Annotated in this window: 24 protein-coding genes; 8 read left to right on the top strand and 16 right to left on the bottom strand. The window is 64.7% G+C overall.

The features are described from left to right. The first annotated feature begins 21 nt into the window (after nucleotides 1–21). The 3 genes from cysC (at nucleotide 22) to DCM79_RS24070 (ending at nucleotide 4,755) form a co-directional block, all read left to right on the top strand. A complete protein-coding gene (gene cysC / locus DCM79_RS24080; RefSeq protein WP_257176651.1) occupies nucleotides 22–1,938 on the top strand; it encodes an adenylyl-sulfate kinase in 1,917 nt (638 codons plus the stop codon). A 290-nt stretch (nucleotides 1,939–2,228) separates the two neighbouring features. Next, entirely contained in the window at nucleotides 2,229–4,394 is a 2,166-nt protein-coding gene (locus DCM79_RS24075; protein ID WP_257176650.1) for a malate synthase G, read from the top strand. A 160-nt stretch (nucleotides 4,395–4,554) separates the two neighbouring features. Continuing rightward, complete coding sequence (locus DCM79_RS24070; RefSeq protein WP_164718867.1) at nucleotides 4,555–4,755, top strand: CsbD family protein; 201 nt, start codon at nucleotides 4,555–4,557, stop codon at nucleotides 4,753–4,755. A gap of 67 nt (nucleotides 4,756–4,822) precedes the next feature. Here DCM79_RS24070 and DCM79_RS24065 read toward each other — a convergent pair whose 3' ends face one another. The 3 genes from DCM79_RS24065 to DCM79_RS24055 all read right to left on the bottom strand — a co-directional run bounded on the left by DCM79_RS24065 (nucleotide 4,823) and on the right by DCM79_RS24055 (nucleotide 6,529). Then, on the bottom strand, nucleotides 4,823–4,978 hold the full coding sequence (locus DCM79_RS24065; RefSeq protein ID WP_008546817.1) for a Thivi_2564 family membrane protein: 156 nt from the start codon (nucleotides 4,976–4,978) through the stop codon (nucleotides 4,823–4,825). Between the two features lie 106 nt (nucleotides 4,979–5,084). Next, nucleotides 5,085–5,732 carry a DUF2865 domain-containing protein gene (locus DCM79_RS24060; protein ID WP_257176649.1) on the bottom strand — a complete coding sequence of 216 codons (648 nt, stop codon included), beginning with the start codon at nucleotides 5,730–5,732 and terminating at the stop codon, nucleotides 5,085–5,087. Nucleotides 5,733–5,749: 17 nt separating this feature from the next. Further along, complete coding sequence (locus DCM79_RS24055; RefSeq protein ID WP_257176648.1) at nucleotides 5,750–6,529, bottom strand: L,D-transpeptidase; 780 nt, start codon at nucleotides 6,527–6,529, stop codon at nucleotides 5,750–5,752. Between the two features lie 208 nt (nucleotides 6,530–6,737). Here DCM79_RS24055 and DCM79_RS24050 point away from each other — a divergent pair, with 208 nt between their 5' ends. The 5 genes from DCM79_RS24050 (at nucleotide 6,738) to DCM79_RS24030 (ending at nucleotide 10,891) form a co-directional block, all read left to right on the top strand. After that, nucleotides 6,738–7,850: an AI-2E family transporter gene (locus tag DCM79_RS24050; RefSeq protein WP_257176647.1), complete on the top strand. Its 1,113-nt coding sequence runs from the start codon at nucleotides 6,738–6,740 to the stop codon at nucleotides 7,848–7,850. 78 nt (nucleotides 7,851–7,928) lie between these two features. Next, nucleotides 7,929–8,300 carry a YqjD family protein gene (locus DCM79_RS24045; RefSeq protein ID WP_028138509.1) on the top strand — a complete coding sequence of 124 codons (372 nt, stop codon included), beginning with the start codon at nucleotides 7,929–7,931 and terminating at the stop codon, nucleotides 8,298–8,300. A gap of 92 nt (nucleotides 8,301–8,392) precedes the next feature. Next, nucleotides 8,393–8,848, top strand: a complete 456-nt coding sequence (locus DCM79_RS24040) for a hypothetical protein (protein ID WP_257176646.1) — start codon at nucleotides 8,393–8,395, stop codon at nucleotides 8,846–8,848. A 166-nt stretch (nucleotides 8,849–9,014) separates the two neighbouring features. After that, nucleotides 9,015–10,187: an OpgC domain-containing protein gene (locus DCM79_RS24035; RefSeq protein WP_257176645.1), complete on the top strand. Its 1,173-nt coding sequence runs from the start codon at nucleotides 9,015–9,017 to the stop codon at nucleotides 10,185–10,187. An 89-nt stretch (nucleotides 10,188–10,276) separates the two neighbouring features. Next, the gene (locus tag DCM79_RS24030) at nucleotides 10,277–10,891 is read left to right on the top strand and encodes a TetR/AcrR family transcriptional regulator (protein ID WP_257176644.1); all 615 of its coding nucleotides are present in this window, start codon (nucleotides 10,277–10,279) and stop codon (nucleotides 10,889–10,891) included. Here DCM79_RS24030 and DCM79_RS24025 read toward each other — a convergent pair. The 13 genes from DCM79_RS24025 to urtD form a co-directional block, all read right to left on the bottom strand. Further along, nucleotides 10,888–12,546 (bottom strand): HWE histidine kinase domain-containing protein, encoded by a 1,659-nt coding sequence (locus tag DCM79_RS24025; protein WP_257176643.1) that lies wholly within the window; start codon nucleotides 12,544–12,546, stop codon nucleotides 10,888–10,890. The genes DCM79_RS24030 and DCM79_RS24025 overlap by 4 nt on opposite strands. A gap of 288 nt (nucleotides 12,547–12,834) precedes the next feature. Beyond that, entirely contained in the window at nucleotides 12,835–13,458 is a 624-nt protein-coding gene (gene ureG / locus DCM79_RS24020) for an urease accessory protein UreG (RefSeq protein WP_257176642.1), read from the bottom strand. Nucleotides 13,459–13,498: 40 nt separating this feature from the next. Then, nucleotides 13,499–14,227 (bottom strand): urease accessory protein UreF, encoded by a 729-nt coding sequence (locus tag DCM79_RS24015; RefSeq protein WP_257180834.1) that lies wholly within the window; start codon nucleotides 14,225–14,227, stop codon nucleotides 13,499–13,501. Then, nucleotides 14,208–14,837, bottom strand: a complete 630-nt coding sequence (locus tag DCM79_RS24010; protein WP_257176641.1) for an urease accessory protein UreE — start codon at nucleotides 14,835–14,837, stop codon at nucleotides 14,208–14,210. Before DCM79_RS24010 ends, DCM79_RS24015 begins: the two co-directional genes overlap by 20 nt. A gap of 11 nt (nucleotides 14,838–14,848) precedes the next feature. Further along, nucleotides 14,849–15,148, bottom strand: coding sequence for a putative quinol monooxygenase (locus tag DCM79_RS24005; RefSeq protein ID WP_257176640.1), 300 nt, complete (start codon nucleotides 15,146–15,148; stop codon nucleotides 14,849–14,851). Nucleotides 15,149–15,275: 127 nt separating this feature from the next. Then, nucleotides 15,276–16,991 carry an urease subunit alpha gene (gene ureC / locus DCM79_RS24000; RefSeq protein ID WP_257176639.1) on the bottom strand — a complete coding sequence of 572 codons (1,716 nt, stop codon included), beginning with the start codon at nucleotides 16,989–16,991 and terminating at the stop codon, nucleotides 15,276–15,278. Between the two features lie 34 nt (nucleotides 16,992–17,025). Beyond that, nucleotides 17,026–17,565: an HD domain-containing protein gene (locus DCM79_RS23995; protein ID WP_257176638.1), complete on the bottom strand. Its 540-nt coding sequence runs from the start codon at nucleotides 17,563–17,565 to the stop codon at nucleotides 17,026–17,028. Between the two features lie 64 nt (nucleotides 17,566–17,629). Then, the gene (locus DCM79_RS23990) at nucleotides 17,630–18,178 is read right to left on the bottom strand and encodes a hypothetical protein (protein WP_257176637.1); all 549 of its coding nucleotides are present in this window, start codon (nucleotides 18,176–18,178) and stop codon (nucleotides 17,630–17,632) included. A 52-nt stretch (nucleotides 18,179–18,230) separates the two neighbouring features. Further along, complete coding sequence (locus DCM79_RS23985) at nucleotides 18,231–18,536, bottom strand: urease subunit beta (protein ID WP_025576653.1); 306 nt, start codon at nucleotides 18,534–18,536, stop codon at nucleotides 18,231–18,233. 131 nt (nucleotides 18,537–18,667) lie between these two features. Continuing rightward, nucleotides 18,668–18,970: an urease subunit gamma gene (locus DCM79_RS23980; RefSeq protein ID WP_007605424.1), complete on the bottom strand. Its 303-nt coding sequence runs from the start codon at nucleotides 18,968–18,970 to the stop codon at nucleotides 18,668–18,670. Nucleotides 18,971–19,006: 36 nt separating this feature from the next. Further along, the gene (locus DCM79_RS23975) at nucleotides 19,007–19,837 is read right to left on the bottom strand and encodes an urease accessory protein UreD (RefSeq protein ID WP_257176636.1); all 831 of its coding nucleotides are present in this window, start codon (nucleotides 19,835–19,837) and stop codon (nucleotides 19,007–19,009) included. A gap of 31 nt (nucleotides 19,838–19,868) precedes the next feature. Next, nucleotides 19,869–20,564: an urea ABC transporter ATP-binding subunit UrtE gene (gene urtE, locus DCM79_RS23970; protein WP_257176635.1), complete on the bottom strand. Its 696-nt coding sequence runs from the start codon at nucleotides 20,562–20,564 to the stop codon at nucleotides 19,869–19,871. A gap of 3 nt (nucleotides 20,565–20,567) precedes the next feature. Next, nucleotides 20,568–21,329, bottom strand: a complete 762-nt coding sequence (gene urtD, locus DCM79_RS23965; protein WP_257176634.1) for an urea ABC transporter ATP-binding protein UrtD — start codon at nucleotides 21,327–21,329, stop codon at nucleotides 20,568–20,570.

Here is a 21,329-nt window from a genome sequence, read left to right as displayed (position 1 = left end):
CCCCAAGGACGCATCGCGGTCATGAACATGCTCGTCACCCCCGCTTCGCCTGCGACCCCGAACGGCACCACCCGTCCGCAAGTACGCATCGTCATCGTCGGCCATGTCGACCACGGCAAGTCGACGCTGGTCGGCCGCCTCTTGCACGAGACCGGCAGCCTGCCCGACGGCAAGCTGGACATGCTGAAAGCCGTCAGCGCGCGGCGCGGCATGCCGTTCGAATGGTCGTTCCTGCTCGATGCGCTGCAGACCGAGCGCGACCAGGGCATCACCATCGACACCACGCAGATCCGCTTCCGCACCAACTCGCGCGACATCGTGCTGATCGACGCGCCCGGCCACGCCGAATTCCTGCGCAACATGATCACCGGCGCCTCGCAGGCCGACGGCGCGGTGCTGATCATCGACGCGCTGGAAGGCGTGCGCGACCAGACACGGCGGCACGGCTACCTGCTGCATCTGCTCGGCGTGAAGCAGGTCGCGATCGTCGTCAACAAGATGGACCGCGTCGACTTCTCCGCCGATCGCTTCAAGGAGATCAGCGACGAGATTTCCGCGCATCTGAGCGGCCTCGGCGTGACGCCCACGGCCGTGATTCCGATTTCCGCCCGCGACGGCGACGGTGTCGCCGAGCGGACCGGCCGGATCGGCTGGTACAAGGGTCCAACCGTGGTCGAGGCGCTCGACAGGCTCGAGCCGGCGCGGGCGCTGGAAGCGCTGGCGCTGCGGCTGCCGGTGCAGGCGATCTACAAGTTCGACGACCGCCGCATCGTGGCGGGCCGCATCGAATCCGGCAGCCTCAAGGCCGGCGACGAGATCGTGATCATGCCCGCCGGCAAGATCGCCCGGATCAGGACGGTCGAGAGCTGGCCGGCGACGCCGGTCGCGGGGCGGCAAGGCGCCGGCCGTTCGGTCGGCATCACGCTCGACCGCGAATTGTTCATCGAGCGCGGCGACATCGTCGCGCATGCCGGCAGCGCTCCGCGCGAGACGCGGCGCCTGCGTGCACGCATCTTCTGGCTGCATGACAAGCCGCTCGCCAAGGGCGACCAGCTGCTGGTTCGCTGCGGACCGAAGGAAAGCCGCGCCACCGTGGTGGCGATCGAGAAGGCGGTCGATCCAGGCGAGCTCGAAAGCAGCGAGAACAAGGCGATCGGCCGCAACCATGTCGGCGAGATCGATATCTCTCTTTCGAATCCGATTGCCACCGATCCCTACACCGAGAACCCGCGTACCGGCCGGCTCGTGATCGAGGTGTCCGGACGCATCGCCGGCGGCGGCCTGGTGCTGTCCGTCGATGCCGGCCAGCGTGCCGTGCCTGTCGACATCGTACCGGTGGAATCGGCCCTGCGTCCGGACGAACGCTCCGCGCGCTATCGGCACAACGGTGCCGTGGTCTGGCTCACCGGCCTGCCCGCTTCCGGCAAATCGACGCTCGCCAAGGCATTGGAGCGGCGGCTGTTCAGCAACGGCGGCTCGCCGATCCTGCTCGACGGCGACACGCTGCGCGCCGGCCTCAACAGCGATCTCGGCTTCTCCGCCGCGGACCGCAGCGAGAACATCCGGCGCCTCGCCGAAGTCGCGACGCATCTCGCCCGCAACGGCCACATCGCCATCGTCGCCGCGGTCTCGCCGGCCCGCGAGGACCGCGCGAGTGCGCGCCGCATCGCCGACACCGTGTTCCGCGAGATCCACGTCGCGACGCCTGCCGAAATATGCGAGGAGCGCGATCCCAAGGGCCATTACAAGAAGGCGCGCGCCGGCGCGCTGGCCTCGTTCACCGGCATCGGCAACGACTACGAAGCGCCGCAAGCGGCCGAGCTCGTGATCGACACCTCGACTCGGACGGTCGCCGAGGCCGCCGACGAGATCGAGCGCATGCTGAAGACGACTGGCGTGTTGTTCGACGAGGCCGTGGACCTCGCGGCGAATATTTGAAGGCGCCCCACCCCCGCTGTCGTCGCCCGGCTTGACCGGGCGACCCAGTATTCCAGAGACAGCGTTGGGATACGGAAAAGCCGCGGTGTACTGGATTCCCCGCCTTCGCGGGGAATGACAGCGGTGCCTGGGCCCCACCTCTGCTTGACATTTTGACAACTTATGGAGGTCTTCTCACCGCCCCGGTTTTGGGGCTAATAGGGCCCCGAAAGCCGCCCCTCGTGGGCGCATTTTGCTGCTGTCGGGTCAAAAGCAGCCAAAAACAGCCATTTCCAACAAGAAAGCCCATCATGAAACGCGTCGACGCCCACGGATTGAAGATCGCCCCTGTTCTGTTTGATTTCATCGCCAAGGAAGCGGCCCCGAAAACGGGGATCGCACCGGATGCGTTCTGGGCCGGGGTTGCGGCCATCGTCAGGGACCTGGGGCCGAAGAACCGTGCGCTGCTGGCTTTCCGCGACACGCTGCAGGCCAAGATCGACGACTGGCACCGTGCCAACAAGGGCAAGGCGTTCGACCTCAACGCCTATACCGCCTTCCTGAAGGAGATCGGCTATCTCGTCCCGGAGCCCGCGACCCAGAAGGTTGAGACCGCCAATGTCGACGAGGAGATCGGCAAGATCTGCGGCCCGCAGCTCGTCGTGCCGCTCACCAATGCGCGCTACGCGCTGAACGCGGCAAACGCGCGCTGGGGCTCGCTCTATGACGCCTTCTACGGCACCGACGCGATCCCGCACGATCCGTCCGAAAGCGGCAAGGGCTACAACAAGGCGCGCGGCGACAAGGTGATCGCCAAGGCCAAGGCGTTCCTCGATGCCGCCGTGCCGCTCGCGACCGGCAGCCACACCGACGTCACCGCCTACAGCGTCGTCGCGGGCCAGCTCGCGGTGAAGCTGAAGAGCGGCAACGCCACCGCGCTGAAGAACGCCGCGCAGTTCGCCGGCTTCCAGGGCGATGCGGCTTCCCCGAGCGCGGTGCTGCTCGTCAACAACGGCCTGCATGTCGAGGTCAAGATCGACCGCAGCAGCGCGATCGGCAAGGACGATCCGGCCGGCGTCGCCGACATGATCATGGAGGCCGCCGTCTCAACCATCCTCGACATGGAGGACTCGGTTGCCGCGGTCGATGCCGAGGACAAGGTGCTGGTCTACCGCAACACGCTGGGCCTGATGAATGGCACGCTGTCGGCCGACTTCGAGAAGGGCGGCAAGACGCTGACGCGCTCGCTCAACGCCGACCGCCTCTACAAGACACCCGACGGCAAGGGTGAGCTCAAGCTGCACGGCCGCAGCCTGCTGTTGATGCGCAATTGCGGTCACCACATGTTCACCGACGCGGTGCTGGACGAGAAGGGCGAGGAGATTCCCGAAGGGCTGCTCGATGCCGCCGTCTCCGGCCTGCTCGCCATCCACGACCTCAAGGGCAATTCCAAGGTCAAGAACAGCCGCACCGGCTCGGCCTATATCGTCAAGCCGAAGATGCACGGCCCGGACGAGGTGTCGCTGACTTGCGAGATCTTCGACCGCGTCGAGAAGATGCTGGGCCTGCCCGAGAACACGATCAAGGTCGGCATCATGGACGAGGAGCGGCGCACCACTGTCAACCTCAAGGCCTGCATCCAGCGCGCCTCCAAGCGCATCATGTTCATCAACACCGGCTTCCTCGACCGCACTGGCGATGAGATCCACACCTCGATGGAAGCGGGCCCGATGATCCGCAAGAACGAGATGAAGGCGCAGGCTTGGATCAAGTCCTATGAGGATTGGAACGTCGACATGGGCCTGACCTGCGGCCTGCCCGGCCACGCCCAGATCGGCAAGGGCATGTGGGCCGCCCCCGACAAGATGGCGGACATGCTGGCACAGAAGCTCGGTCATCCGCAGGCCGGCGCCACCACCGCCTGGGTGCCCTCTCCGACCGCGGCGACGCTGCACGCGCTGCACTACCACCAGGTCAACGTGACCGCGCGGCAAGAGGAGCTCGCCAAGGGCGGGCCACGCGCCAAGCTCTCGGACATCCTCACCATTCCGGTGTCGAAGTCGAACTGGGCGCCTGACGACGTCAAGCAGGAGATCGACAACAACTGCCAGGGCATTCTCGGTTACGTCGTGCGCTGGATCGACCAGGGCGTCGGCTGCTCCAAGGTCCCCGACATCCACGATGTCGGCCTGATGGAGGACCGCGCCACCTTGCGCATCTCGAGCCAGCATCTCGCCAATTGGCTGCACCAGGGCGTCATCACCGAGGCGCAGGTGATGGAATCGCTGAAGCGCATGGCAGTCGTCGTCGACAAGCAGAACGCCGGCGATCCGATCTACAGGCCGATGGCGCCCGCCTTCGACGGCGTCGCCTTCAAAGCCGCATGCGATCTTATCTTCAAGGGGCGCGAGCAGCCGAACGGCTACACCGAATACATCCTCACCGCGCGCCGCCGCGAGGCCAAGGCCCTTAGATAAAGAGGCCCTTGGATAAAGGGGCGCTGGCCTGAGCACGATCAGTTGAATGACAAAAGCCCCGGCGTGAGCCGGGGCTTCTTCGTTGGGCGAAACGCCGCGGCAGGCGGAACAGGCCGCGCGGCGCTTGCGTTGTCAGGCCATCAACCCACGGGAGATGGTCATGGATTGGAATCGAATCGAAGGCAACTGGAAGCAGTTCAAGGGCTCGGCCAAGGAGAAATGGGGCAAGCTCACTGACGATGACCTCAGCTTGATCGAGGGCCGTCGCGAGCAGCTCGAGGGCCGGCTCCAGGAACGCTACGGCAAGGCCAAGGACCAGGTTCGGCAGGACGTCGACGACTGGCTCAAATCGCTGCACTGAAGCGGACGCAAAAGAAGCCCCGGCTCACGCCGGGGCTTCTGCTTTGAGGTGTAGCCCGTACCCTGGGCTAGAATACCGCGAGATATTTCAACAAGGACACGATGCCGATGATGATGACGATCACACGCGCGATCTGCTTGGCGCGACCATCCATCGGCAGCATGTTGATGAGATAAAGGACGAGAATGACGACGAGAAAAGTGACGAGCACGCCCACCAGCATCGCGGGACCCCCTTCAGACAAATTGCGACCGCTATCCTAACGCCTGACGGTTGCGCTGGTTCCAGTGCTGCAACCCATTGCCATTTCGAGCAAATACGCGCTCCGCTTACTCCTTCGCCACAACCGGCACCTGGCGGAATCTGGCGCGCACCGAGTCCGGCAGCGGCGAGAAGTTCATCGCGACGCCGCCGCGGCGGTCGTTGGCATTGCGGCTGGCAACCACAAGACCATCGGCGCCGGCAACGATGTCGCCCTTGCGCAGCGTCGGATCGTCCTCGACCTTGACCTGCGCCAGCCCGACGGAATCCTTGCCGTTGCAGGTGCAGCCCGAGACGATCTCGTTGCGATAGCGGTAGGCATTGGGCAATTCGGAATAGGATTTTCCCTTGTCGGTGGTGGCGTCGTCGATGTTGCCGCCATACACCAGCGAGGTCTCGGACGCCGGGCAGAAGCTCTTGCAGGATTGCGCCTTGCTCTCGGCATCATTGCCTTGCGCCGGGAAGTAGCGGCCATCGCAACCGCGCACGCAATAGGCCGTGCCGCCACCATAGGCGGCGCGCTGGCGCGGGGCTTCATACCGCATGTCGTCGTTGGGGAACGGCATCCGGATCTCGGGCGGCGGCCGTCGGAAGCCACCGAACAGGGCCGAGAAGAAATCCTCCGCATGCGCCGCTGGGGTTTGCGCCACGCCGCCGGCAGCAACCACCAGGATTGCCAGACCGGCAGCGAGCTTGCCGTTCATACCTCTGCTCATGTCGCCTCACTCAAACCCTAGTTCACGGCCGACGACGCCGAGATATTCAGCGCGTGCCTGCCCGAAGGCAGCGTCGTCACGGCCGGGCGCTTGCGCACGGGGTCGCCGTCCCTGGCCATCAGCGGCGCATTCTTCGGCAGCACCACGACCTTGGCGCCGACATTGACGCGGCCGAACAGGTCGACGACGTCCTCGTTGGTCATGCGGATGCAGCCGGAGGAGACGAACTTGCCGATCGTGGAGGGATCGTTGGTGCCGTGGATGCGGTATTGGCTGGAGCCGAGATACATCGCACGCGCGCCAAGCGGGTTGCCTGGGCCGCCGGCGACGAAGCGCGGCAGATAGGGCTGACGCGCGATCATCTCCGCCGGCGGGTGCCAGTCCGGCCACTCCGCCTTGCGGCTGACGCTCTGCACGCCGGACCAGGTAAAACCTTCGCGGCCGACGCCGACGCCGTAGCGAATGGCGCGGCCGTTGCCGAGCACGTAGTAGAGATAGGTGTTGTTGGTGTCGATCACGATGGTGCCGGCGGGCTCGCTGCGGTCGAAGCCGACGATCTGCCTGCGCAGGCGATCGGGCAGCTGAGCATCTTCGTCCTCGGCCGCCTGCGGCGCCTCGTTCACGTAGCCCTGCGAGTAGCCTTGATCCTGCGGGTAGGATTGCGGCTGCATCGGGCTGTAACCGTACGTTTGCGCGCTCGCGCCGCCGAACGGCACCCCGAGCAGGAACGTTGCGAAGGCGAATGCGGTGACGACGCGCGGCGACGAGCTGCGACGGACTGCAGAGAACTTTGTCATGTGCTGCCCCGTGGGATGTGTGCATCAGGGTGATGCGCTGTCCCATGAACTCCGCGGGGGCGATCCAGGTTCCGACACGGCGCGCGGCTTCCCTGTCACAGTCAAGCGAGCAGCACTTCACGAAGCCGCGATGGAACCGCGGTCCGGCTCGCGCATTATCCGTCACCAATGGGCGCGCGGTGCGAGGCTTCCGTGCGGGAGAGAGATTGTGCGCGTCCTTCCAAGCGAGAGTTTGATTCCCGGCAACAGCGCAGGCGACCCGCTTCCCGACAGCCGTGTCGAGCTGCCGCCGGTGATCCGCCGCACCGAGTTCGTCGCCTTTGCTCTCGCCGGCCTGTTGCTGATTGCCGTCGTCACCGTGCTCTACGTCGGAAGGGCCTTCTTCCTGCCTGTGGTGATGGCCTTCGTCACCGGCACCATGCTGTCGCCCGCGGCGGGCTTCCTGGAGCGGTACAAGGTCCCGCGCGCGGTCGGGGCCGTTCTGATCGTGGCTGCCGGGACCGCCGTGGTCGCCTTCGTCGTGGCGCTGATCGCCTCGCCGGCAATCGAGTGGAGCACGCGCCTGCCGGAGCTCGGCGCGCGGTTGAAGGACAAGCTGCACGTGTTCGACCGGCCGCTTTCGCTGTGGCGGGAGACGCAAGCCATGCTCGGCGGCTCCGAAGGATTGCCGAGCATCCACATGCCGAAGGTCGAGTGGGTGCAGCCGACGCTGGAATTCCTGTCACCGACCTTCACCGAATTCCTGCTGTTCTTCGTCACCCTGATCCTCTTCATCGCCAGCTGGCGCGACCTGCGGCGCGCCATGATCATGAACTTCGGCGGCCATGACGCACGGCTTCGCACGCTCCGGATCCTCAACGAGATCGAGGAGCATCTCGGCAATTATCTCCTGACAGTGACGCTCATCAACGTCGGCGTCGGCGTCGCCACCGGTCTCATCTGCGCGCTCACCGGCATGCCCAATCCGGCCGGGCTCGGTGCGCTCGCAGCGACGCTCAACTTCATCCCGATCATCGGGCCGGTCGCCATGTTCGTCGTGCTGGTCGTGGTCGGGTTAGTTGCCTTTCCGACCATCAGCGGCGGCCTGATGGCGGCCCTGGCCTTCGGCGGTCTCACCTTTCTGGAAGGGCACTTCATCACCCCGACCATCATCGGCAGGCGGCTGGCGCTGAATGCCCTTGCTGTCCTGCTTGCGCTGGCCTTCTGGACCTGGATGTGGGGTCCGATGGGCGCGTTCCTGTCGTCGCCGCTCCTGATCGTGGCGCTGATCCTCAAGGAGCACCTGTTGCCGGCGGATTCGCCGCAGCTGCCGCGGGACTGACCGGTTTCCGTGAACGGAACTTCCCCGGTGACGAAACGTTTTCCGGCTATCGCAGCCGTCAACAGTTCGGAGCTCCCGATGTCCACGACCAGTGCCGAAGCCGGGATGAAAGACTGGACCGACAAAGCCACCAGAGAACGCCTCGAAAAGGATGTAGCAGCCGTGAAAAGCGATATCGCCGCCCTGACCGACCAGATCACCGACGCGCTCAACACCTTCGCCAATTCCACCAGCAAGCAGGCCCGCCGCGGCTACCGCCAGGCGCGCGAGAATGTCGACACCGCGATGGACGACATGTCGGAGCGCGGCAGTGCGATGATGGGCGCGGCCCAGGAGGCCTATGGATCGATCGAGGAGACGCTCGAAGACGCGATCACGCAGCGGCCGCTTGCGACCGTCGGACTCGCGCTCGGGATCGGCTTCCTGATCGGAGCCGCCTGGCGCCGGTAAAACACGCGAGCGCACATGGAACGGCGGCGTTACCGCGCCGCCGATGCCGGCTTGTGGACGGACAGGCTGTTGGGGATTTGAGGAGCAAGGCCATGTTTCAGCGCATCATCGACGGGATCAGTGCATCCACCGGCACGACCGTGCGGCTGACCTCCCTGGCCGTGGGTGCGGCGTTCGCGCTGTTCATCACCACGTGCTTCCTGTGCGCGGCTGCATTCATCTCCGTGCTCAACAATTACGGTCCGGTGCAAGCCTGCCTCGCAGGAGCCGGCGTTTTCTTCCTCCTGACCCTGGCCGCAGCACTGAGCTACTGGGCCTACAAGCGCGAATTGCGCAAGCAAGCCCAGATCGCGGCCGAGCGCGCCGCGAAGACGGCGGCCTCGAGCATGTTCGCGGACCCCATGCTGCTCGCCACCGGGCTCCAGATCGTTCGCGCCATCGGCGTCAAGCGGCTGTTGCCGATCCTGGCGATCGGCGGCGTCGCCCTCGGCATCCTCGCGAGCCGCGCCGGCATGCCCGACGAGGCGGCGGCCGAACCGGCCGAGTAAGGACGGCACACGTCAAAATTTCGCGGGGGGCGAGCCCGCGGCGGCGTTCAATCGCCTAATCTTGCATCGTTTTGAGCGCCCGACCATCACTCACGCAAACGCTACTCGGACGAGCCGCTGGTTGCCGCTAAAAGCGTCACCCTGATTCTCAAAGCTAATTTACTCAATGAAACCGTCCGTCCAGGCAAATCTTGCCGCATTCCGTCATGACGCCAGGTTGTATTTGACGCTCGGCATCGCCAATTGGTCGGTTTTCGTCGACCACATCCCGAACAACATCGTCAACCTGCTGACGCTGCGCAACTTCGGTTTCAGCGGCGCCGCCGACCTGTTCGTCTTCGTGGTCGGTTATGGCGTCGCGGTCATCTACGGCCGGATCGCGCTGGAGCGCGGCTATCTCGTCGCTGCAACACGCATCTTCCGTCGCGTCTGGCGGCTTTATGCGGCCTATGTCGTGCTGTTCGTGATCTACATCGCCACCATCGCCTACGTTGCCTCGCAGTCGATGGCGCCGGAAATCATCCACCAATACAACATCTCGGGAATCCTCGAGCACCCGCTGCGCATCCTGGTCCGCGGCCTCGTGCTCCAGGAGGAGCCGCTGAACCTCGATCTCCTGCAATTGATGATCCCGCTGATGGCCTTCTTTCCCTTGGCCCTGTGGGGGCTGTTGCGGAGGCCGAACGTGACGCTGGCGGCATCGGTCGCGCTGTATCTTGCCGCGCGCTGGTTCGACTGGAATTTCCGGGTCTCTCCGGATCAGGAATGGACCTTCAACCCGCTGTGCTGGCAGATGCTGATGGTGCTCGGAGGCTGGTTCGCCGTGACTGGTGCATCGAGGCGGGCGCTACGCGACATGCCCTGGCTACGGATACTCGCCGCGACCTATCTGATATTCGCGATGGCCGTCACCTTGCTGCGCCATTCGCCGCAATTGTCCCATTACTTGCCGGACCTTCTCCTCGCCGGCATCGCGCCGACCGACAAGGAAAATCTCGCGCCCTATCGCGTGGTTCACTTCCTCGCACTCGCCTTCCTCGCGACCCATCTCATTCCGGCCGATCACCCCGGCCTGAGTTTGAAGCCGCTCCAGGCGGTCATCAGATCTGGCGAGGAATGGCTTGCGGTGTTCTGCGTCGGAGTATTCCTGTCCTTTGCCGGGCATCTCATCCTGATCACCAGCGCCAATCTGGTGGCGATGCAGATCGTGGTGAGCCTCGCCGGATTCGCCGCAATGACCGCGGTGGCCTATTACGTCGCCTGGTCGAAGTGGCAGGATCTGCCCGAGGCGTTGCGGCAGGGGGGCTTAGACTATGATCCGCAAAAGCGCGCAGCCTGATCGCATCGCGCTTTAGCGCGATTTCCCTAGGCCGGCCGCCGCGGCTGCGCTATCCCGGAGCAAGAGCGGGGTGCGCGAGGAGACCAAGTGTGGTGACGGCGAATGGCGGGGGTGACGGGGCCGACAGCGCCCCCCGGCGCGGCCGGCCGCGATCGATCGAGACCAGCAACGCCATTCTCGAAAGCGCCTATGCGTTGATGGCGTCCACCGGCCTTGCGGCCACCACCATCGACGCCGTCGCCCGCCATTCCGGCGTCTCCAAGATGACGATCTACAAATGGTGGCCGTCCCGCGAGGCGCTCGTGATCGACGCCTTTCTTCGACATGCGGCGCAGATGCTGCCGCTGCCCCCGGCGAGCTCCGGCAGCCCCGCCGCCCGCGCGCGCCGTCACGCCGCGGCCTATGCCGAGGCGCTCCAGGGCGAGTTCGGCAAGGTGCAGCTCGCCGTCATCTCCGAATGCATTTCCAAGACCGGCTCCGCCGAACTGTTCTACGCCCGCTATCTGCAATTCCGTCGCGACGCGCTGGTGGAGATGATCGCTTTGGGCCAGCACGACGGCAGCATCCTGGCCGAAGGCCCGGCTGAGGACCTCTACGACGCGATCTACGGCAGCCTGTTCTACCGCTACGTCTTCGGCATCGCGCCGATCACGCCCGGCTACGCGCGCAATCTGGTCGATCTGATCTTGCGGCCGAAAGCTTAGCCGCGCGCAGGCCGCACCGGAGCCGAGATCTTGTCCGTGCGGTCGCGTTCGGTCATGTCGACCACCGTCTCCATCGGAGCGGTCAGCTCATAGACGTAGGAGACGTCGGTGAAATAGCGCTTGGCGGTGCCGCCGAGCGCCTCGGGGGCGACACGGTCGAGCAGGATCAGGCCGAAATCGGAATCGGGGCGGCGGGTCGCTTCGCTGGTGTTGAACTCCTCCCAGCGAAAATTGAAGATCTCCTCGCTGCCCTCGCCCGTCACCGTCCAATTCGCAGTGATGTGCGGATGCTTTCCAACCAGCGACAGACCTTCGTCGGAATGCGAGGCGAGCTCGAAGAACAGCAGCGACAGGCTCTGCGCCGCGCGCGCGCTGACCGCGATATCGGGACCGGTGACGGCGATGCGGTCGGCATGCGGGATCGCACGCGCCTCGAACAGGCCCTTGAGCTTCACGCCCTGCCACTGGCTCTCGCTGAGCAGCGAGACCACGTTGGACATGGCGTGGATGCGCCCGATCAGGAGCTCGCGGGCGACGTCGATGTCCGCGCCATGGCGCAAGGTGCGCGTCACGATCGACTGGATCACCGCCAGGATGTTCTTGACCCGGTGGTTGAGCTCGTCGATCACCGCGGTCAACCGGCGCTCGAAGCCGATCCTGACCTGAATTTCCCGACTGAGCCGCAGATTGTTGTAGGCAACATAGCCGAACAGACCGCACACCATCGCAGTGATCGCAAAGCCGATGGCCGCCACGATGATCGCGGTCTGCTCGGCACGGCGCACCGAGTTGGTCTTGGCGTAATAGCCGAGCTGCCAATCGCGGCCACCGAAGCTCACCGTGCGCATCGCCGACGGTGCCGGTCCGTCCGCCACGCTGCGCGTCGAGACCACGCCTTGGTCGTTGGAGATCAGCTCGCCGCCTTCCTTGCGCGGATCCCTGAGTGCGACCGAGAACAACGACATGTCGTCGTTGGTCAACATCAGCGTGGCCAGCTCGTAGGAGAACGTGATGAAACCGGCCGGCTCGGTCGCCCCTTCGGGAATGACGGGCGCAGCCACAATGACGCCCACGGGCCCGTTCGCGTGCAACAGCGGAACCGGGTCCGAAGCCACAGACTTCTTCTCGGTCCTGGCGCGCGTCAGCATGGCGCTGCGAACCGGGTCCTGGTCGTAACTGCGGCCCGGCAGGGCCTTGGTCTCGTCACTGCGCGGCTCGAGATCCAGCAGCACGTCGATCGGCGAGGTGATCTCGGCCGGATTGATCGGCTTGTCGTCAAAGCTGCGGATTTTCGGATTCGGGAAGCCGGCGCCCGCAATGGCATCCTGCGCCGCGGTCAGCTCGTCCGGCTTCAGCCGCGCGATCCAGCCGGCCACGACGAAATCCGTCTTGAAGGCGTAGATGGCCGAGCGCAGCGGCTCCAGCATGTTCGGATTGATCACGGACGGCCTGCGGAACAGGCCCGAGGCAACGCGCGCGAGCAGCTCGCGCTCGGTGAGCCGGTCCTGGACCAGGCTGGCATGAACGTCGATCGCGCGCGCGAGCGCGATCCGGTCCAGCGCCAATTCCTGGTCGTGGACGCGATAGGCTGCAAGCCCGGAGAGCAGGGCTCCAAGCAGCGCGATGAAACCGATGATGAAACCCAGCCGGACCACGCGACTACTCAGGCCAATGCAGGAGGTCGGCAACAAACAGGGAGCATATGAACGCCGATCGAACGGCCATGTGCCGAAACAGGATGGACTCCAGTGGCGGAGATAATGAAGGAGGAGACATCGGTACGCAACGTAGGTCGCCTGAAAAGCTTAATCCGTCCGGTCCGGCCATGACGGACTGCCCGGGGCGCCGGAGGTAATCAATCGCCGTGTCCGAAATTTGTTCCGTCGTTGCGGCTCGACGGCGAGGTTAACGGCGAAATAAGCGTACGCCAAGTGGTCGCGCCGTCAGCCTGCCCGTTTCAAGCCGCCCTTGGCCTCGATGAAGCCGACGATGCGCTCGAGCCCCTGGCTCTTCTTCAGGTTGGTCATGACGAAAGGACGCTCGCCGCGCATGCGCCTGGCGTCCGTGTCCATCTTCTCCAGGGAGGCGCCGACATGGGGGGCGAGGTCGATCTTGTTGATGACCAGAAGATCGGACCGGGTGATGCCGGGGCCGCCCTTGGAGGGGATCTTGTCCCCGGCGGCGACGTCGATCACGTAAATGGTGAGGTCGGCGAGCTCCGGGGAAAAGGTGGCAGCGAGATTGTCGCCGCCGGACTCGATCAGCACGAGATCGAGCCCGGGAAATTTGGCGCGCATGTCAGCGACAGCAGCCAGATTCATCGAGGCATCCTCGCGGATCGCGGTGTGCGGACAGCCGCCGGTCTCGACGCCGGCGATGCGGTCCGGCGTCAGCGAGCCCGAGCGCACCAGGAATTCCGCATCCCATTTGGTGTAAATGTCGTTGGTGATCGCGGCGATGTCATAGCGCTCGCGCATGGCCTTGCAGAGCAGGTCCATCAGCTGGGTCTTGCCCGATCCGACTGGACCGCCGACGCCGACTCGCAACGGGCCGTGAGATTTCGACATGCAACTCGCTCTCTCTCGAAGGGTTAAAGGCGCGGCGCGCTCACGACCGGAACAGCCGCGTATATTGTGTCTCGTGCCGCAAGCTGGCGAGGTCGGCGCGGAAGGTCGCGCTGCCGAGGTCGTCCAAGGTCGCGTTCAGCGCCCGATTCGCAGTCGCGGCCACGGCGGCTTCCAGTCGCACCAGCACGCGCTGGCTGTCGGTCTGGCCGAGCGGGACGAGACGGCTGGCCGCGGAAATCCAGTTCGAGACCAGCGCATGCAGGAACGCGTGCAGCGTCGGCGCCAGCGGAACGCCGTGCTGAGCCGCGACGACGCCGACGGCGACAGGATAGACCATCGGCGTGCGGCATGCCGCAACCATGGCATCCAGCCCGTCGGCATCCCACGCGGCGCGGGCGATGTCGATGAAGGCACGGCCTTGCGAGCTCGTCTCCAGCTGTCGCTCACGCGAGGGGACGAAGGCCGCGGCCAGCTCGGCGATGTCGTTCAAAGCGGCCTTCTCATCCGCCTCCGCGGCGCGATAGGCATGGACCAGGAACGTCGCATCGCAAAAGCCGGAGCCGTCACCAAGCATCGCGTCGAGCCAGTCGGCCAGCGTTGCGGTATCGACGATGTCGCCCGCCTCGACCGCCCATTCGATGCCGCTGGAATAGGAAAAGCCGCCGACCGGGAATGCCGGCGACAGCCAGGTCATCAGCCGATACAGCGCCGCCGCCTCGGCCTCGTCGAGGCCCCCGGCGCTGATCGGCTCATTTGTGGTCATGAGCATGCTTGTGGCCGTGGTGTTCAGGATGGTCGCAATGCTCGTCGTGGTGATGGTGGTGGTCGTGACCGTGGTCATGTGAGGCATGACCATGGTGGCCGTGGTGATCATGGTGATCGTGGCCATGATCATGATGATGGCCGTGATCGTGATGCGCGTGGTCGTCGTGACCATGCGCGTGACCGGCATCGGCGTAGGCACCGCCTTCGGGATCGAACGGCGCTTCGATCTCGATCACACGCGCGCCGAGGCCCTTCACCATGGCCTCGATGACGTGATCGCGGCGAATGCGCAAAGCTTTCGCCATGATCTGGGTCGGCAGATGGCGGTTGCCGAGATGCCAGCCGACACGAATGAGGTGATGCGGATCGCGGCCGCGGATTTCCAGCAGCGGCTCGGGCGCTGCGACCACCTCGACCAGGCGGCCGTCCTCGAGCACCAGCGCATCGCCGCCGCGGAGCGCTGTGGCGTGCTCGAGGTCGAGCAGGAATTCGAGCCCCCGCGTGCCCGTCATCGCCATGCGACGGCGGTGCCGATCATCGAAATCGAGCACGACCGTATCCGCCGGCGCTTCCGTGAAGCGGTGCTGTCCCCAAACCTGCGTCGCCCGGATCATGCTCTACCTCTTTACCGTGTCTCGACCTTCTCGGGCGTGATCACCTCGATCTTCGGCGGCGCCGTGAAGCACTTCACCGCGACGCGGCCGAACGTCTTCATATGCTCCATGCCACGATGCGGCACCAGCGCCTCGGCGTTCTCCCACTGCTCGACGAACACCATCTTGGCAGGATCGGTGACGCTCTCGTGCATATCGTAGGCGATATTGCCGGGCTCCTTCCGCGTCTCCTTGATGCAGGCGGTGGCCGCTGCAATGAATTCGGCGCGCGTCTCGGGCTTGATGGTCAGGGTGGCGACGACATAGATCACGAGAAATCCTCCCGGCTTTTCTTTTGGGGTTCAATACCGGGCGGACATTAGACCAGGCGGGACCGAACGCAAAACCGCAAAAAGCGGTCCCCGGACACCCGCCGGGGACATGCGTCGAGGCGCTATTTCAGTACATGAAATAACGCTGTGCCATGGGCAGCACCTCGGCGGGTGCACAGGTGAGCAGCTCGCCGTCGGCGCGCACCTCGTAGGTCTCCGGATCGACCTCGATGTCGGGCGTGGCGTCGTTGTGGATCATGCTCTTCTTGGAGATCCTGCCACGGGTGTTCTGGACGGCATAGAGCTTCTTCTCGATGCCGAGCTTTCGCGCCAGACCACCGGTAATTGCGGCTTTCGAGGTGAACACCACCGACGAGGCCGTGCGCGCCTTGCCGAAGGCGCCGAACATCGGCTGGTAGTGCACCGGCTGCGGCGTCGGGATCGAGGCGTTGGGATCGCCCATCGGAGCAGCGACGATCGTGCCGCCCTTGACGATGCAGTCCGGCTTGACGCCGAAGAAGGCCGGCGACCACAGCACGAGATCGGCGAGCTTGCCCTTCTCGATCGATCCGATCAGCTTCGACACGCCGTGGGCGATCGCCGGATTGATCGTGTATTTGGCGATGTAGCGCTTGACGCGGAAATTATCGTTGTCCTTGCCCTTGTCCTGCGGCAGGGACCCGCGCTGCTTCTTCATTTTGTCGGCGGTCTGCCAGGTCCGGATGATGACCTCGCCGAGGCGGCCCATCGCCTGCGAGTCCGAGGACATCATCGAGAGCGCGCCGAGATCGTGCAGGATGTCCTCGGCTGCGATGGTCTCTTTCCGGATGCGGCTTTCGGCGAAGGCCAGGTCTTCCGCAATCGAGGGATCGAGATGGTGGCACACCATCAGCATGTCCAGATGCTCGTCGATGGTGTTGCGGGTGAAGGGGCGCGTCGGGTTGGTCGAGGACGGCAGCACGTTCTTCAGCCCGGCGACCTTGATGATGTCAGGCGCATGGCCGCCGCCGGCGCCTTCGGTGTGGAAGGCGTGGATGGTGCGGCCCTTGAAGGCCTTGATGGTATCCTCGACGAAGCCGGATTCATTCAGCGTGTCGGTGTGGATCATCACCTGGATGTCGTGCGCGTCGGCAACCGACAGGCAATTGTCGATCGCAGCCGGCGTCGTGCCCCAGTCCTCGTGCAGCTTGAGCGCGCAGGCGCCGGCCTTGATCATCTCGACCAGCGCTGCGGGCCGCGAGGCGTTGCCCTTGCCGGAGATGCCGAGATTGACCGGGAAGGCGTCGAACGACTGGATCATCCGAGCGATATGCCACGGTCCCGGCGTGCAGGTGGTGGCGAAGGTGCCGTGCGAGGGACCGGTGCCGCCGCCCAGCATCGAGGTGACGCCACTCATCAGCGCGTGTTCGATCTGCTGCGGACAGATGAAATGGATGTGACTGTCGAAGCCGCCGGCGGTGAGGATCTTTCCTTCGCCCGCGATCACGTCGGTGCCGGGACCGATGATGATGGTGACGCCGGGCTGGATATCGGGATTGCCGGCCTTGCCGATGCCTGCGATCATCCCGTCCTTGATGGCGACGTCGGCCTTGACGATGCCCCAATGATCGACGATCAACGCATTGGTGATGACGGTATCGGCCGCGCCCTGTTTGTTGGTGACCTGTGACTGGCCCATGCCGTCGCGGATCACCTTGCCGCCGCCGAACTTCACCTCCTCGCCATAGGTGGTGAAATCCTTCTCGACCTCGATGATGAGGTCGGTGTCGGCGAGCCGCACCCTGTCGCCGGTGGTCGGGCCGAACATGTCGGCATAGACGGAACGCTTCATCTTGACGGACATCACGAGCCCCGCTTGCTTTTGAATGTTTGGGTGGTCACAGCAACGCCCTCGCTGCTTTGACGGCATCATCGAATCTTTCGTCGAGCCACGCATTGTCCCCGCGGCAGCCCGCCACGACCTGCGTCGCCCATTCGATGTAGTCGGCGAGATCCGCGCGCTCCGCGGCACTCGGGTCGGTTTGAATGCGCGCGCCCGTATTGCTGATCTTGTCGGCGATCTTGATCAGCCTGGCGCCCGGCGATTTGTGCGGCGCGTCCTCGATCTGCTTCTGCCGCCGCTTCGCTTTCGGCAAGCTCATGTCGTCGGTGCATTCGGCGACGAGCGAGGCGGTGCGCTCGGAAAATCTCTGCGCGAGCTCCTCGCGCGTGGTGTCGGTGTCCTCGATGGTGTCGTGCAGCCAGCCGGCTGCCACGAGCTCCGCGTCGGCACCATCAGTTGCGGTTGCAAGCAGGTTCGCGACCTCGGCGAGATGATTGATGTAGGGCTCGTTGCCACGCCCCTTGCGCGCCATGCCGTTGTGGCGCTGCGCGGCGAACTCGGCAGCTTCGGAGATGAGGCGAACGGCAGACAGCATATTCAGTCCTCCCGATTACAGTAGAACGCCTTGGCTGCTGCACGAGCACGATGGTCTTTAAAGGTCATCGTTGAGCTTTTGTCTCCTCTGAGGTGCCGGACCTCAGGCACTGTGCCTGAAACTCAGCAACCTTCTTCAGGCCGGACCTTGCGATCGGATCCTTTCCATAGTCCGCCACCCCTGATCCAAGCTTGTATCCGATCCGGCCAGTTTGCTTGAACTTGTTGAACCATGCACCGTCTGCTTTAACCCGGAAACGATACTCCCAGCCGCCAGCCTCCGAAAACAACGGCTCGACGATCGATGCTTCACCTTCGAGCTGCACCTTTGGATAGGTGTTCGATCGAATGAAGTCGGCAAGGACCTTGCGCTCGCTATCATTGGCGGCTTTGAAAACTTCGATAGAACCGGATGCCGGCTGACAGTAGAACCACACAGATCCCAACTCGTCAGTCGCCTCGGTTTCTGTGAAAGCAAGCAACAATCGTCCGTCGCTTATCTTGTTCACGCGCCACTGCCAGCCGTCTTCGCCATAGCCGGTGGAGGGGAAAGAAAGACAGAGGAGAATGGCAGCAAGGCCTCGGTGGACCGGCCAAGCGAACGTCCGGCTCACCGCCGTTGGCGAAACTCGTCCTCGGGGCTCCGCAGACATCGAAAGCATCGCTTCACAGCTTCCCCATCACATCGCCGCGGAAGCCGTAGATGGTCTTCTTTCCCGCCAAGGCGACGAGTTGCACGTCGCGGGTCTGGCCGGGCTCGAAGCGGACGGCGGTGCCGGCCGCGATGTCGAGGCGCATGCCGCGCGCCTTCTTGCGGTCGAATTTCAGCGCCGGGTTGGTCTCGAAGAAATGGTAGTGCGAGCCGACCTGGATCGGGCGGTCGCCGGTATTGGCCACCGTCAGCGTCACGGTCTTGCGGCCGGCATTGAGCTCGATCTCGCCGTCCTGGATGAAGAGTTCGCCGGGGATCATGTGCTACCTCGTCTTGCTCTGCTGCGTCATGGCCGGGCTTGTCCCGGCCATCCACGTGGAGCCACCTGGTTCGAAGGTCGTGGATGCCCGGGACGAGCCCGGGCATGACGGTGTTGATATAGCGTCGTGTCTCAACGGATCGGCTCGTGCACGGTGACGAGCTTGGTGCCGTCAGGAAACGTCGCCTCGACCTGGATGTCGTGGATCATCTCGGGGATTCCGGGCATCACCTGATCGCGGGTGAGCACCTGCGCGCCGGATTGCATCAGCTCGGCCACGGTGCGGCCGTCGCGCGCGCCTTCGAGGATGAAGTCGGATATGATGGCGATCGCCTCGGGATGGTTGAGCTTGACGCCGCGGTCCAGCCGGCGGCGCGCCACGATGGCCGCCATCGAGATCAGAAGCTTGTCCTTTTCGCGGGGAGACAGGTTCATGCAGAATCTCTTCCGTTCAACTCGTCAGTTCAGCATTCAATTCAGCCAGAGCCGCGGCAGGGCCGCGCCGGTGCGCGCCAGCACAGCCATCATGTCGGCGCGCAAACGCGCCGCATCTTGGGCACAGAACCGCGCCATTGCAAAGCCATTCCAGGCCGAGATTCCGACCTCGCCGGCGAAGGATTCCGACGCTTCGCGGATACGCTCGACCAGGATCTCGTCGCCGGGAACGATCAGGGCCGTCCCGATCGCGGCGCCGCCTTTGGCAATGGCCGATCGCGCGAGCTTGGCGCCGATGTTGCCGTCGAGCCGGACCGTCTCGGCGAATACCAGCTTGCCGCCATGCCTCAGCCGCCAGCGATCGACGAACTCGCCCTGCTCCATCCGCTCGCCCATGGCAGTGCGGCCGAACACGACGATCTCGCAGAGCAGGAGCGAGGCGGCCTCGTCGAGCGCGATGTCGAAACGGCGCTGCACCCGGGCGCGGTCGAACAGGATGGTTTCCTGCGGTAGCCAGGACAGATGCGCCCCTGCGCCGACCTGCAAAGCGATGTTGAGCTGCGCCGTCGGCCCCGGTGCGCGATAGACCTTTTCGGCGGCCGCGGTGGTCAAGGTCAGGCGCGAGCCTTGGCCTGCCGTGACGTCGATATCGAAACTGTCGCCGCCGGCAACCCCGCCGGCCGTGTTGACGAACACGCCGGACAGGCCCTGATCCTCCGGCGAGGGAAAGCGGACGCGGAGCGAGCCGGATTCATGCAAGGCGCCGCGCCGCGTCACGCCCTCGCGGGCGTGCACGTCGAAGCGCACGGCACCGCGGGCGCGGTTGGCCTCGAACACAGAAGATGTCGCCAAAGCGTCGCTGCGCATCCGTCCCCCCAGCCGGTCGCGGCAGGATCGTCTACAGTGCCATCTGGCGGCTGATCTCGCTCGCGTCGAGGTTGGCGCGGTCGCAGGTGAACTTCACCGCGCCGCGATCCATCACCGCGAAACTGTCGCCGAGTTCGCAGGCAAAGTCGAGATATTGTTCGACCAGCACGATGGCGATGTTGCCGAGGTTGCGCAGATACGAGATGGCGCGGCCGATGTCCTTGATGATCGAGGGCTGGATGCCTTCGGTCGGCTCGTCCAGCAGCAGCAGCTTCGGCCGCATCACCAGCGCGCGGCCGATCGCGAGCTGCTGCTGCTGGCCGCCGGAGAGATCGCCGCCCCGCCGGCCCAGCATCGATTGCAGCACCGGAAACAGCGAGAACACGTCGTCCGGAATGTGCCTGTCCTCGCGCTTGAGCGGGCCGAAGCCGGTCTTGAGGTTCTCCTCGACCGTCAGCAGCGGGAAAATCTCGCGGCCCTGCGGCACGAAGCCGATGCCCTTGCGGGCGCGCTCATAGGGCTTCAGGCCCGTGATGTCGCTGCCGTCGAGCACGATGGCACCCGACGAGATCGGATATTGCCCGACCATGGCACGCAGCAGCGAGGTCTTGCCGACGCCGTTGCGTCCGAGCACGCAGGTGACCTTGCCCGGCTCGGCCGAGATCGAGACGCCGCGCAGCGCCTGGGCGGCGCCGTAGAACAGGTTGATGTTCTTAACCTCAAGCATCGCTCAGCGCCCCAGATAGACTTCGATGACCCGCTCGTTGGACGAGACCTGGTCGATGGTTCCTTCTGCCAGCACTGTGCCCTCGTGCAGGCAGGTGACCTTGACGCCGAGCTCGCGCACGAAGGTCATGTCGTGCTCGACCACCATCACGGTGTGGGTCTTGTTGATCTCTTTCAGCAGCTCGGCGGTCAGATGCGTCTCGACGTCGGTCATCCCCGCGACGGGCTCGTCGACGAGCAGCAGCTTGGGATCCTGCGCCAGCAGCATGCCGATCTCCAGCCATTGCTTCTGGCCGTGGCTGAGGCTGCCGGCAAGGCGGTTGCGGGCGTCGGTAAGGCGGATCGTCTCCAGAACCTTGTCGATGCGCTCGGACTCGGCCTTGCTGCCGCGCCAGAACAGCGTGCCCTTGACGCTGTGGTCGACGTTGAGCGCCAGCAGCAGGTTGTCGTGCACCGTCTGGCTCTCGAACACGGTCGGTTTCTGGAATTTGCGGCCGATGCCGAGCTCGGCGATGCGGGTCTCGTCCAGCCGCGTCAGATCCGTGACGCCGTCGAACAGAACCGTCCCCTCGTCAGGCTTGGTCTTGCCGGTGATGATGTCCATCATCGTGGTCTTGCCGGCGCCGTTCGGACCGATGATGGCGCGCATCTCGCCGGGCTCGAGCGTCAGCGACAGATTGTTGATGGCGTGGAAGCCGTCGAACGAGACGTGCACGCCGTCGAGATAGAGCATTGCGGATGTGGTGCGGCTGTCCATGACGTTCAT

The sequence above is a fragment of the Bradyrhizobium sp. WBOS07 genome, assembly GCF_024585165.1.
Taxonomy (GTDB): domain Bacteria; phylum Pseudomonadota; class Alphaproteobacteria; order Rhizobiales; family Xanthobacteraceae; genus Bradyrhizobium; species Bradyrhizobium japonicum_B.
The sequence above is the reverse complement of the archived record's forward strand: the minus strand, read 5'-3'. Positions and strand labels throughout refer to the sequence as shown.

What these genes read in the sequence shown, in the direction of transcription:
- cysC (WP_257176651.1), top strand. Translation starts at nt 22, where the DNA reads ATGAACATGCTCGTCACCCCCGCTTCGCCTGCGACCCCGAACGGCACC.
- DCM79_RS24075 (WP_257176650.1), top strand. Translation starts at nt 2,229, where the DNA reads ATGAAACGCGTCGACGCCCACGGATTGAAGATCGCCCCTGTTCTGTTT.
- DCM79_RS24070 (WP_164718867.1), top strand. Translation starts at nt 4,555, where the DNA reads ATGGATTGGAATCGAATCGAAGGCAACTGGAAGCAGTTCAAGGGCTCG.
- DCM79_RS24065 (WP_008546817.1), bottom strand. Translation starts at nt 4,978, where the DNA reads ATGCTGGTGGGCGTGCTCGTCACTTTTCTCGTCGTCATTCTCGTCCTT.
- DCM79_RS24060 (WP_257176649.1), bottom strand. Translation starts at nt 5,732, where the DNA reads ATGAGCAGAGGTATGAACGGCAAGCTCGCTGCCGGTCTGGCAATCCTG.
- DCM79_RS24055 (WP_257176648.1), bottom strand. Translation starts at nt 6,529, where the DNA reads ATGACAAAGTTCTCTGCAGTCCGTCGCAGCTCGTCGCCGCGCGTCGTC.
- DCM79_RS24045 (WP_028138509.1), top strand. Translation starts at nt 7,929, where the DNA reads ATGTCCACGACCAGTGCCGAAGCCGGGATGAAAGACTGGACCGACAAA.
- DCM79_RS24040 (WP_257176646.1), top strand. Translation starts at nt 8,393, where the DNA reads ATGTTTCAGCGCATCATCGACGGGATCAGTGCATCCACCGGCACGACC.
- DCM79_RS24035 (WP_257176645.1), top strand. Translation starts at nt 9,015, where the DNA reads ATGAAACCGTCCGTCCAGGCAAATCTTGCCGCATTCCGTCATGACGCC.
- ureG (WP_257176642.1), bottom strand. Translation starts at nt 13,458, where the DNA reads ATGTCGAAATCTCACGGCCCGTTGCGAGTCGGCGTCGGCGGTCCAGTC.
- DCM79_RS24015 (WP_257180834.1), bottom strand. Translation starts at nt 14,227, where the DNA reads ATGCTCATGACCACAAATGAGCCGATCAGCGCCGGGGGCCTCGACGAG.
- DCM79_RS24010 (WP_257176641.1), bottom strand. Translation starts at nt 14,837, where the DNA reads ATGATCCGGGCGACGCAGGTTTGGGGACAGCACCGCTTCACGGAAGCG.
- ureC (WP_257176639.1), bottom strand. Translation starts at nt 16,991, where the DNA reads ATGTCCGTCAAGATGAAGCGTTCCGTCTATGCCGACATGTTCGGCCCG.
- DCM79_RS23995 (WP_257176638.1), bottom strand. Translation starts at nt 17,565, where the DNA reads ATGCTGTCTGCCGTTCGCCTCATCTCCGAAGCTGCCGAGTTCGCCGCG.
- DCM79_RS23985 (WP_025576653.1), bottom strand. Translation starts at nt 18,536, where the DNA reads ATGATCCCCGGCGAACTCTTCATCCAGGACGGCGAGATCGAGCTCAAT.
- DCM79_RS23980 (WP_007605424.1), bottom strand. Translation starts at nt 18,970, where the DNA reads ATGAACCTGTCTCCCCGCGAAAAGGACAAGCTTCTGATCTCGATGGCG.
- DCM79_RS23975 (WP_257176636.1), bottom strand. Translation starts at nt 19,837, where the DNA reads ATGCGCAGCGACGCTTTGGCGACATCTTCTGTGTTCGAGGCCAACCGC.
- urtE (WP_257176635.1), bottom strand. Translation starts at nt 20,564, where the DNA reads ATGCTTGAGGTTAAGAACATCAACCTGTTCTACGGCGCCGCCCAGGCG.
- urtD (WP_257176634.1), bottom strand. Translation starts at nt 21,329, where the DNA reads ATGAACGTCATGGACAGCCGCACCACATCCGCAATGCTCTATCTCGAC.